This window comes from Runella rosea (genome assembly GCF_003325355.1).
GTDB lineage: Bacteria > Bacteroidota > Bacteroidia > Cytophagales > Spirosomataceae > Runella > Runella rosea.
The window spans coordinates 4,533,275-4,545,440 of sequence record NZ_CP030850.1 but is presented as its reverse complement, the minus strand read 5'-3'; the positions used below and the strand labels follow the sequence as shown (position 1 = coordinate 4,545,440).

8 protein-coding genes are annotated in these 12,166 nt (G+C 47.3%); 4 read left to right on the top strand and 4 right to left on the bottom strand.

Features of this window, described 5'->3' with window-relative positions; genetic code table 11:
- The first annotated feature begins 39 nt into the window (after positions 1–39).
- From DR864_RS18950 to kynU, 4 genes are all read left to right on the top strand, one after another.
- A complete protein-coding gene (locus DR864_RS18950) occupies positions 40–4,473 on the top strand; it encodes an Ig-like domain-containing protein (RefSeq protein ID WP_114068432.1) in 4,434 nt (1,477 codons plus the stop codon).
- A gap of 57 nt (positions 4,474–4,530) precedes the next feature.
- Positions 4,531–6,270: a 3-keto-alpha-glucoside-1,2-lyase-like domain-containing protein gene (locus DR864_RS18945; RefSeq protein ID WP_114068431.1), complete on the top strand. Its 1,740-nt coding sequence runs from the start codon at positions 4,531–4,533 to the stop codon at positions 6,268–6,270.
- 83 nt (positions 6,271–6,353) lie between these two features.
- The gene (locus DR864_RS18940) at positions 6,354–6,800 is read left to right on the top strand and encodes a thioredoxin family protein (protein ID WP_114068430.1); all 447 of its coding nucleotides are present in this window, start codon (positions 6,354–6,356) and stop codon (positions 6,798–6,800) included.
- Positions 6,801–6,883: 83 nt separating this feature from the next.
- Positions 6,884–8,182 (top strand): kynureninase, encoded by a 1,299-nt coding sequence (gene kynU, locus DR864_RS18935; protein ID WP_114068429.1) that lies wholly within the window; start codon positions 6,884–6,886, stop codon positions 8,180–8,182.
- A gap of 100 nt (positions 8,183–8,282) precedes the next feature.
- On the opposite strand, the gene DR864_RS18930 is transcribed toward kynU, so the two are convergent.
- The 4 genes from DR864_RS18930 to DR864_RS18915 form a co-directional block, all read right to left on the bottom strand.
- Positions 8,283–8,891 carry a transposase gene (locus DR864_RS18930; RefSeq protein WP_114068428.1) on the bottom strand — a complete coding sequence of 203 codons (609 nt, stop codon included), beginning with the start codon at positions 8,889–8,891 and terminating at the stop codon, positions 8,283–8,285.
- 108 nt (positions 8,892–8,999) lie between these two features.
- A complete protein-coding gene (lgt, locus tag DR864_RS18925; protein WP_114068427.1) occupies positions 9,000–9,863 on the bottom strand; it encodes a prolipoprotein diacylglyceryl transferase in 864 nt (287 codons plus the stop codon).
- A 171-nt stretch (positions 9,864–10,034) separates the two neighbouring features.
- On the bottom strand, positions 10,035–11,360 hold the full coding sequence (locus DR864_RS18920) for a TolC family protein (protein ID WP_114068426.1): 1,326 nt from the start codon (positions 11,358–11,360) through the stop codon (positions 10,035–10,037).
- A 29-nt stretch (positions 11,361–11,389) separates the two neighbouring features.
- Complete coding sequence (locus DR864_RS18915; protein WP_114068425.1) at positions 11,390–12,055, bottom strand: ABC transporter ATP-binding protein; 666 nt, start codon at positions 12,053–12,055, stop codon at positions 11,390–11,392.
- Positions 12,056–12,166: the final 111 nt, after the last annotated feature.

Genomic DNA, 12,166 nt, shown 5'->3' with positions numbered 1-12,166 from the left:
AGCGTTTTTTACAAAAAAAACCTATTTCTAATTTAAGTTATGTTAAAAAAACTACTTATTCTTAGCTACGCAACTTTACTGGTCTGTGGGTTAGCAATTACGGGTGTAGCGCAGATTACGAACGTAACCGTGAATAATACCTCAAACGTACCAACGTCTGATTTTTGTACGGGTACAAGCATCAGAGTGACGTTTACCAGCGCACTTACCACGTTTACGGTACAGCTGTCAAACTCAGCGGGAAGTTTTGCATCTCCCACCAATATCGGTACTGGTACCAGTAGCCCTGTATCGGCCACCCTTCCCAACATCACAGGCAACGGATTCAAAGTTCGGGTAATATCAGGAGCGACCACGTCGGCAGCCAGCACTCAAACGTTACAAATAGGCACTCCACCCTCCAACCCTACGGTTCCATCCACTACGGTCAATTATTGCTTGGGAGCTACCGCTTCGCAGTTAAGCGCTACTGGCAGTAACCTAAAGTGGTACACTGTTGCTTCGGGAGGAACAGGAAATACGATCGCCCCCACCCCAAATACGGGTAGTGCGGGGACGCAGTTTTATTACGTGAGTCAAACCGTCAATGGTTGTGAAAGCAGTCGTACCCAAATTACCGTCAATGTCATTTTTACCGCTCCCCCAACCGTTTCACAAAGCACCCTCAATTATTGTCAGGGAGATACACCTGGGCCGCTTTCGGCAAACGGTAGCAATTTGAAGTGGTACACCACTTCGTCAGGCGGAATGGGAAGTACAACCGCCCCCACGCCCAATACAGGTGGGGCAGGAACACAACTTTATTACGTGAGTCAAACGGTAAATAATTGCGAAAGTAGCCGCACCACCATCACTGTCAACATAAATCAACGGGCTGCAACCGCCCCTGTCACCAATACAAACGTGGTTTATTGCCAAGGACAGTCCGCTTCTGCGTTAAGTGCGACCCCTACCTCTGGCAATACCATAAGATGGTACGCAAGCAACAACTCAACCCAGCTTGGCGGGGCTCCCACTCCTAATACCAACGTCAACAACACTACGGTTACGGAATATTATGTAACGCAAGCCACTTCGTTTGGGTGCGAGTTTGTGCCCCGTACCAAAGTGACAGTTACGGTCAATTACACCGCTCCTCCTTCTATTTCGGTAGGATTACCGATTAATGAATGTCAAAACAGAACCGCCACATCGTTGGGCAATTACGTAAACGCCTCGGGCGGGAATTCATTACTTTGGTATGGAACTTCTTCTTCGGGAGGAAGCAGTTCAACTACCGCAACCGTTCCGAGTACCTCCTCAACGGGCCAGATAACGTATTATGTTACCCAAAAGAATAACACAACAGGTTGTGAAAGCAGTCCTCGAACTGGAGTTGTCGTACAAGTAAACGCTATCCCTAACGCTCCGTCGGTCACTTCACCTGTCAATTTATGTCTTAACGCAGGGGCAGGCCCGCTATCTGCAACTGCTTCTGGCGGTGCCAACTTACTATGGTGGGGAACAAACGCTTCGGGAGGTTCATCAAGCTCGACCGCCCCAACACCTACTACAGGAAGTGTAGGCACGACGACCTATTATGTTAGTCAAATAAGCAATACCTGCGAAAGCTCACGGGCGCCCATTAGTGTGGTTATCAATGCCATCCCCGCAGCGCCATCCGTGGCAACAAATACCGTACTTTACTGTAAAGATGCTTCCGCAACCCCTCTGGCAGCTACGGCGAGCGGTGGCAATACACTTCGCTGGTACAATGGCAATTCCTTCATCGGCACAACGGCCCCCACACCTTCCACCAACGTAGGAAGTACCGCAGTTACGACTTATAATGTTTCGCAAATTTCGGGCTCACCCGCTAACTGCGAAAGTCCCAAAGTTCAAATAACCACCACGGTTTATGTAACACCCACCCCAGGCGTTAGCTCACCAGTTGCTTATTGTCAAAATGCCCCATCCGTAGCTTTAAGCGCCAATACGGGTTCAGGTGCTACCGTTAACTGGTACACCGCAGCCTCAGGCGGTTCGGCCAGCGGAACAGCCCCCACGCCATCGACTAGCACCGTAGGAACGGCCAATTTTTACGTTTCTCAGACGTTATATGCTGTTTCAGGTTTTGCAGGGTGCGAAGGCCCACGCGCGCAAATTACCGTAAATACGAATCCATTGCCATCAGCTCCCAGTACCACTAATCCAGCTCCTTATTGCCAAACCTACGGAGCCAGCCCACTAACAGCTACTGGAAATAGCCTCAAGTGGTATACAGTTTCCACGGGCGGAACAGCCACTACAACAGCGCCTATACCAAGTACTGCAAATGCAGGGGCAATTAATTATTATGTAAGCCAAACCAATGGGTTTAACTGTGAAGGTCCGCGCGCGCAAATTACGGTTACCATCAACCCTACGCCCGGCAGACCTGGCGTAAACCCTATTCAGTATTGTCAAAATGCTACCGCAGTTGCTTTAAATGCTTCTGCTGATGCGGGCAACACCCTGAAATGGTACGGCACCAGCGCCTCGGGAGGCACTTCCAACACCGCAGCCCCAACGCCGTCTACGACTTCTCCAGGGCAAACTAGTTTCTACGTTTCACAAACCAACAGTTTCACCTGCGAAAGTCTTCGGGGTCAGTTGGTGGTCACGGTCAATCCAACCCCTGGCAATCCAAGTGCAAGCACTCCAATTTTTTATTGCAATACCGCAAATGCACAGCAGTTGTCCGCCAACGGTGAGAATCTGAGGTGGTATAATCAGCCCACTGGAGGGACAGGAGATGGATTTGCCCCTACTCCTTCAACGGGAACAGTTGGAACGGCAAGCTTTTATGTAACGCAAACTAACCAGTTCAATTGCGAAAGCCCGCGCACTCAGATACAGGTCACCACCAAACCCTTACCTCCTTTTCCAAATGTACCGAAACAGGAATATTTGCTTTGCCAATTTGACCCGTCGGTTCAATTAGACGCTAAATTGGAAGGTACTGGACAAAGTTTGGTCTGGATTTTACCCAACAGCAACGAAACGGGTAATGCGCCTGTGATTACGACCGATGCAGGATTTGTTGGAACGTTTGCCGTGTTGCAAGTACTAGACGGCTGCCGAGGTGGGCGTACTGAAATCAAAGTCAACGTTCGTACCACTCCGCTACCAATGGTAAGTAGTGTTCCAGTGGTAAGTTGCCAAAATTCTACCCCTCAGCCACTTCAGGCAACAGGAGAAAGATTAAAATGGTACAATACCAACAAAACAGGCGGTACACCTCAAGATACGCCTAACATTCCGCCCACCCAAACGCCCGGCACCTACCAGTTTTATGTAACCCAAACTGGTACTAATACCTGCGAAAGTCCAAGAGCAGAAATTACCGTAGTGATTCAACCACTTCCTAGCGCAACCCTTACGGGCGGTGGCGCAATTACACAGGGAGAGCCCAGCAATTTAACCATTGCTTTTACAGGACAAGGCCCTTGGACGTATACGCTTTCCAACGGCTCAACATTCACGACTCCTCAGAATCCCGTAACGATTCAAGTCTATCCCCTTGAGTCAACCATTTATAACGTCACAAAAATTACCAACAATTGCGGGGAAGGAACCCCTGCGGGCAGTGCTTCTGTGCAGGTAAAAATAGCCACCATTGATGTTGGAAATCCAAGTGCTACCACCATTTGTGCTAGCCAAACGTTTACGATTCCTTATTTCTCATCCGACTTTTTCCCTTCTAGTACACAATTCCGGGTGCAAATTTCTAAAACAATGGATGATGCCAGTTTCCAAACGATTCCGACAGAAGGAAACAACAGTCCCGTTAGAGCTACTATTCCCAATGCTACTTTGGGCGGTACTTATTATTTGAGAATTGTGGGTCTGGCTTCGGTAGCAGGAAATAATTTTACGATAAAAGGAAAACTAAGTCCTGTTCAAATCAATATCCGGGAATTGCCGACCGCTACCATTTCTGGCCCTACCAGAATCTATGAAAATGAGAGTGCTAAACTGGCAATTGCCTTTACGGGCGAAACCCCTTGGAACATCACGTATCGGGATAGTCTTTCAACAAAAGATACTACTTTCTCAACCTCCCTTACACCCTATGAATTTACCGTCAGACCAGGCAAGACCAATACTTACAGCGTAGTATCCATCAGTAATAGTTGCGGAAACGGACCTGCTACCTCTCGGTTTGTGCTCATCGTAGACCCTGTGTTGGGCGTAGAGCCTGCCCTCAGCAGTGAATGGATTAAAGTGTATCCAGTGCCAGTTCAGGCTCGCTGTACCATCGAAATCGACGGAACCACTGGCAAGACGGTTTCGATGACTGTAACTGATGGTTTGGGACGAATTATATTACGTCAACAAACCACGTCAAACAAAGACGAGTTGGATTTCAGCCATCTGGCCCCTGGAATGTACTTCCTAAATGCCGAGCGTGATGGTCAAATTGCCCGACGAAAAATCTTAAAAGTACAGTAGAAATAATACGTCAACGTTTTTGACTAGTAATACATAAAACGACGACATTCCTTGAATATGAAAATACATATTGCTTTCCAAACCGGCTGCCTACTTTTGGCGGCCGGTTTGATTTTTTCGCTCAATGCCCAGAACCAGGGCATGACGCAACTCGCCACCGACGGAAACGCCCCCTTTCAACTATCGGGCGACTGGAAAGCGGCGGGATCGGTGACCTTGCATCCAGAAAAAGCATCGTTTGTTAAAACCACTCCTTCTACCGATAAGAACACCAGCCTTATTTTGGGAAAAACGGGAGCCAAAGCCGCCGTTGCCCTTGGGGTAGGTGATATTGTGCTGAAGATGGAGTTCATGCTGGCACCCGGCACCAATGCTGCCTTAACCCTTCCCGGAGGCTACGCCATACGACTCAATGACAGCTGGAAAAGCCCCCGATTGGACGCAAACGTCAGCGCGGGTATTGGGGCATTGCCCCCCCTGCAAAATGCCGCCAAAGCTCCTGGCCTTTGGCAGAGCATGACAGTCCAATTTAAGAGAGCAGGTCAAACCACTGCCGCACAAATTGAAAAACTGGTCCTCAACGGCGTCACCGTTCAGGAGAATGCTTTTCTTAGCACTCCACCCACGACCGAAACAGCCCTATCGCTGGAAGTAGTGTCGGGTATGGCCGCCTTCCGTAACGTCTTTTATCAATTGCTGAATGATACCCGCCCTGTAGCGCTACGCAACCTTTCCTACATGTTGTACAAAGCGGGCAATGATAAACCCAAAGAACTTTTGGCCGAAAACCTTCTCAAAAAAGACACAACGTCTATACTGACCCGCGAATGGGGAATGGGAAACAACAGTTATTATTTACTGTACGACGGCCAACTGGACGTGGCGCAGGAAGCTGATTATACCTTCCAACTGGCCTATATGTCCAACGCTGCTCTTGAGATTGACGGCAAAACGGTCTTACCTTACCAATGGAATGACTTCCTACAAAATTACGTACCCATTACGGTTCATTTAACCAAAGGTTTGCACCCTTTCCGTCTCCATCATCACAAGTTTACGTGGCGTCGGCCTGGGTTGGGAATGTTTGTGGCTACGCAGGGTGTACGTCAGTATCCTTTGCATGTGACTTCGTCTTTACCCGAACCCACGCCCATCCCTACTATTGAAGTAATCGCTACTGGCAAAGCTGAATTAGTACGCTCGTTCATTCAACGCGAAGGCGAAAAAAACAAGCGCACGCATTGCCTTTCGGTCGGTACGCCCGAAGGCATTCATTACAGCTTAGACCTTAATCGCGGTTCTATTCTTCAATTTTGGAAGGGTGGATTTGCCAACGTGACCGAGATGTGGTACGAGCGCGGCGAACCGCAGATTCTGCATCCGATGGGCTCGGCCATCCTCACCGCTGGTCAAACCGACTTTGCCGTGTTGACCGACCTCAACACCGCGTGGCCCGATTCGTCGGTTGATTTATCATTTAAAGGGTATCGCCTAAACCCCGCAGGAATCCCCACACTAACTTACCGTACTCGTAACGGCGACATCACCGACGAAATAGCCCCCGAAAACGGCGGACTTACGCGTACCATCACTGCTAGTAATCTGCCGAATACGTACGTTCGGTTAGTAGCGGGCAAGAGCATTTCATTGTTAGAAAAAGGCTTGTATGAAATTGACGGCCAAAGGTATTATGTGCGCATTGACCCTAAAAGCAAGCCCGTGGTTCGTACCGTCAAAGGACAACAAGAACTGCTGTTACCACTTACTGGCTCATTGCATTATTCCTTGATTTGGTAAGTTTTCATGACGCAATAAACCATTTTGCACGAAATTTGCGTTGTAAATTCAAAACATACTTTAAAACAAAAACAGTTATACCAATGCAACGCTTCATCTCTGCTTTAGCAATAGCCCTCCTGATGCTGTCAGGCATTGCCGCTACAACCCCAAAGGTCACAACAGCTCCCGCCGCTTCCGGTATTCAGTTTGTTGAGTTACCTTGGGCAAAAGCACTTGAAAAAGCCAAAAAAGAGAAGAAATTAATCTTTTTTGATGCTTATACCAGTTGGTGCGGTCCTTGTAAAATGCTTCAAAAAAACGTCTTTACCCGCAGCGACGTTGGCGAATACTTCAATGCTAATTTCATCAATATCAAAAAAGACATGGAAGAGGGCGAAGGCCCCCGATTGGCCACAATGTACCCAATTGAAGGTTATCCTTCATTGTTTTTTATCAATGGAAACGGCAAAGTTGTTACCATGCATTTAGGCGCAATGGACGGGCCTGAGCTCATTAAGTTTGCCAAAATGGTGGCAAGCAAAAAATAATTTCCTGCAACATTCTGTGCGTTCTTCCCCTTTGGCCTCAACCAAAGGGGTTTTATTTTGTTTAATGGTAAACCAAAAAACACGTGAATCCTAAACATTTACTTCCGCTCTCTTCTCAAGAACTGCACGATTGGGCCTTGGAAAAAGACCAACAGGATACCCTACGCAGCTTTCGAGAACGGTTTTACCATCCGCAACACAACGGAAAAACGTTGGTTTATCTGTGCGGCAACTCCTTAGGACTGCAACCCAAATCTGCTCGGGAAGCCATCGACCGCGAACTTACCACGTGGCAAAACTACGGCGTGGAGGGATGGTTTGAAGGGGAAGAATCGTGGCTAGGCTACCACCGTTATTGTCAACAATCGTTGGCCAAAATAGTAGGGGCACTTCCTGAAGAGGTTTGCCCAATGAATCACTTGACCGTCAACTTGCATTTGATGTGGACGTCATTTTATCAACCTACTGCACAACACTATAAAGTCTTGACGGTAGCGGGTGACTTTCCATCCGACCAGTATGCCATTGAAACTCATCTAAAATTTAGGGGCTATGACCCCGCCACCGCCCTGATTGAGGTAGCGCCACGAAAGGGGGAATATACCGTTCGTACCGAAGATTTGTTGGATGCTATCCGCCAAAATGCCAACGAGTTGGCGTTGGTTTGCATGAGTGGCTTGCATTATTATACGGGGCAGGTCTACGACATGGAGGCCATTGCCACTTTAGCGCACCAATACGGCATTATAGTGGGTTTTGACTTGGCGCACGCGGCGGGAAATATCCCGCTCCGATTACACGACTGGGGGGTAGACTTTGCGGTATGGTGTTCGTACAAATACCTCAATTCAGGCCCAGGAGGAGTATCGGGGGTATTTGTTCACGAAAAACATCATAATGCTTCGGTGCAACGACTGGCCGGCTGGTGGGGCTACGATGAAGCCCGACGATTTGAAATGACCAAAGGTTTCGTGCCCATGCAAGGCGCCGCAGGCTGGCAATTAAGCACGCCCAACATTATGGCGCTGGCGGTTCATCGCGCGTCGTTGGCAGTCTTTGAAGAAGCAGGTATTGAAAATTTAAGAACAAAAAGTGTGGCGCTAACGGGCTTTTTAGAAGTCATGATACAACGCCTCAATCAAAAAGCAGAAACGGAAAAAATCCGCCTAATGACTCCCTCCGAGCCCGCCCAACGCGGCTGTCAGCTTTCGTTATTGATTGACAATGAAGGTAAAAAAGTATTTGATTACTTAACCGCGCAGGGAATCATTGGGGATTGGCGCGAGCCCAACTGCATCCGTCTTAGCCCAATTCCTTTATATAATTGTTTTGAAGACGTATGGAAAGTTGGCGAAGCACTGGAAAATTATTGGAATTTTTAAACCTAACTCCCCAAAAAAAGCTTTGAAGGACAAGTTTATCCTTCAAAGCTTTTTCTAGATGTGCATTTATTCTCACTCCTCGCTTCTGGCTCCTGAGTGCTTACTTAATGTCCGCCAGTTTATCCAAGTCAATGTCATCCAAAACAGACTTGATTTTGTCCATAGCAACATCGCGGCCTTCTACCTGAACAATGTACCGATTGGCGACAATGACCGATATTTCACCGTTTTTGGATTGTGTGTTATATTTCTCAAACGCTTTGTGGCCTTTATATTCAGTGGTTTTTTCGTAGCCCGTTTCGGTTTCTTTGTCAATCGAAGCCATCGACCACGCTGCCATGCCCATCAGCGCCACGCCCATGCCCGCCACGTCGGTGATATTTACGTCAATATCCTGTCCGTTGTCATCGCGATAAGAAGCTTTGGCGGTCGAAACCCCAAAACCCATCGCGGCGCTTTTTTCGCTCGATGCCTCCTTGCGTTTGAGGCCATCGGCATCTGCTGGTAGTAGCTCCTTCAACAATTTAGGATCAACTGTCTCTTTTGGGCCTTCTTTCGACATTCTTTCGGCTTCTTCACCCAGTTTTTGAAGGGCTTCTAGACCATTTTTAGGTTCTTCTTTCGCCTCTTCTTCGGCATCTTTACTGGCACAATTCCAAGTCAGAACCGCCAAAGACAGGAAAATCGCAAGGAGTTTAATCGTTTTCATTTGCTACTATTTTAGGTTTATGAATAAAAAAAGGGGAACACATGTTCCCCCGAAATTACATTTTTTATACACCTGCTTTACGCTCAACAAGTTAAATTTATTGAGCGGTTATGATTTGGCCACCTGCGACTCTGCGCGGTTTGCCTCTTCGGCGGCGCTGTCGGTAAAAGTCACCTGCTTTTTATCTTTGTTTCTAAACGCGTAGATTAAAAATATAACGCCTAACAACACGACTGGAATACTCAAAATCTGTCCCATGTTGTAGGCAAGTTCGTTTTCAAAAGCCACTTGATTTTCTTTGAAGAATTCAATCACGAAACGCAGCCCAAACACCCAAATCAAGAAGATTCCGACCAACATTCCCTGAGGCGTCTGCGATTTGCGTTGGCTCCACAAGCGAAATAATATAAAACAAAGCACCAAGCAAGCAATAGCTTCATACAACTGCGCCGGATGACGAGGATACTGGGTAAATTCATAGTTGCGGGTAAACACAAACGCCCACGGAACGTCCGTTACTTTTCCTACAATCTCCGAATTCATCAGGTTGCCGAGGCGAATAAAACAACCCGCAAGGGCCACCACAATCACGATGCGGTCACAAACCCACAGAAAACTCATTTTCTTGTTGCGGGCGTAAATAAACAACCCCAACAAAATACCGATAGCCGCTCCGTGGCTGGCCAAACCAGCAAAAGGAGGAGTAATGACTTGCAGTGGATTTTTAAGTAATACTTCGGGTTCATAAAACAAAAAATGCCCGAAACGCGCGCCCAATACGGTAGCAATAACCATGGTGAGCAAAAGCGAATCCAACAACGTTTCTTTGATTCCTTCCTTACGAAAAACATGCGTCATGATGCGTTGACCTACCAAAAAACCAGAGGCAAACAACAGACCATACCACCGAATGGAAAAACTACCGATACTGAAAATTTCAGGATTTACATCCCAGATAATATAGCCAAACATAAGTGACCGATTTTGAATGAAGGTATCAATGATACTAAAACCTCCACAAAAATCAAGAAAGATTATTAGAAGTACATAATTGTGAGGAACGAAAAGTTAAAAGTTAATTACAAACCACTGATAATCAAACATTAGCTAGCTTTTAACTATTTACTAATTTACCGTTCATCCCTAAAACTCCCATTTACCTTTCCGATAAAATTCAATTATCTGACGCTGAAGGGCGTATTCGTATCGTGAGCGAATGGCATTTGCCTGCGCCCGGGCCAGATTTGCTTTGGCAAGGGTATATTCAAACACATTGATGGTGCCCGCATTCAGGCGGCTTTCGGCCGCCGAAAAGTTGGCCTGTAAAGATTCCACCTGACTCTGCGCGGCGGCGTAGCGGTCGGTGGTGGCATCTAGCTGCTGCACCGCCAGTTCGATAGACTGACGCAAAAGTTGTTTCACCCCATCTACCTGATTGCGGGCCAGCTCTTGCTGCGCCTTGACCACATCTACGCGCGGACGAACCTGCCAGCGCCCCATGATGGGAATATTCAGGCCTAAACTTAGTGAGCCGTTGCGGGTGGCATCCAACTGTTTGAAGTAACTGCGCTCTGAGTTGGAAGACGCGTAAAAAGCGGCAAAATTTCCCGAAAGATTCAACGAAGGTAGGCTGTTTGCTTTTACCGCCCTAATCTGACTCGCAAAGCTGCTCAAACGTAGCTCGCTGCTTTTCACTTCTGGAAACAGCTTCAACGCTTCCTCATAGATAGCATCGGCGGCGGGAGTCACACTCAGGGCCGTGGCCGCGTCGGCGATGGGCTCCAGCACTACGTCTTTTTCGGGTTGAATGTTCATCAACTGAAACAACGTCAATTTCGCCAACTGCTCGTTGTTGCGCGCGGTAACTTCGTCAAATTTATCATTGGCCAACTGCGCCTTTATTTCGTACAATGTATTTTGACCCACAGTTCCTGCCGCTACCTGCTTTTCTACCCGATCTACCTGCTGCTGCGACGATGCCACCTGCTGCTGCGCGGCATCGTATAGAGCTTTGGTGGCCAGCACCTGTACGTATGCCTGAAGCACTCGAATGATTTGCTGGTTAAGGATGGCCTCTTGATTTTTCAAGGCCGCATCGCGTAGCGCAATACCTTGCTGCACTTGATGCTGAATTTGAAATCCTTGAAACAACGGAACCTGAAAGCCTAAACCAATCCCGTTGGTATTGTACAACTGGTCGATGTAAGCATTGGTAAAACGGTCGATACTGCGACCGAAGTTTAGGTTTTGTCCAGCGCTGAATCCGATTTGCGGCAATTGCTGCGACCTCGTTTGTTGCAATTGAGCCCCTGCACTTTGTGCCTGCAACTGGCTTTCACGGTAAGTGAGGTTGTTTTTTGTCAATAATTCAACGCACTCCCGCAAGGTCAACGTCTTTTGGGCACTTGCATTCAAGGCAAAAAACAGCATCCCAATGACTGCAAACCGTATTTTAGATACCTGTAACATGAAAAATTCTTTTAACAATAAATAAATGACTATTCTGAAACCCAACCGTCCTTGAGGCGAATAACCCGGTTTCCGTATTCGGCGTTGGCCTCTGAGTGCGTCACCTGAACGATGGAAACTTTGTCCTTTTGATTGAGTTCTCTAAACAATTCCATGATTTCTTTGGCTTGCTCGGAGTGTAGATTTCCCGTTGGTTCATCGGCGAAAATGATTTTGGGCTCATGCACGATGGCCCGCGCGATGCCTACCAATTGCTGCTGCCCGCCCGACAACTGGCTGGGAAACAAGTCTTTTTTGGCAACCATGTTAAAACGATCCAACAATTCGGCCACCCGACTCTTGCGCTCCGACGACGAGGTTCCTTTGTACAACAGCGGCGTTTCGATGTTTTCGTACACCGTTAGTTCGTCAATCAAATGGTAAGCCTGAAACACAAACCCAATGCGGTGGCGGTGCAATTCGGTGCGCTTCTTTTCGGTGAGTTTATCTACTTTTTCGTCCAAAAACAGGTATTCGCCTTCCGAAGGCTCTTCCAACAAACCCAAAATATGGAGTAAAGTGGATTTTCCCGAGCCAGACGGCCCCATAATGGAGACAAATTCCCCCTCATTTATTCCCAAATTGATATTACGCAATACGTACGTTTTTCCAAAACCTGCCGGATAATGCTTTGAAATGCCTTTTAACTGAATCATGGACCTGTTGGTAAGTAATATTAAGGATAGTGTAATGTATTTTGCACGAGTTGTGCCAACTTATCATATTACTGAAAATCAACACATTGATTTATTTTAGTATTATAAAAT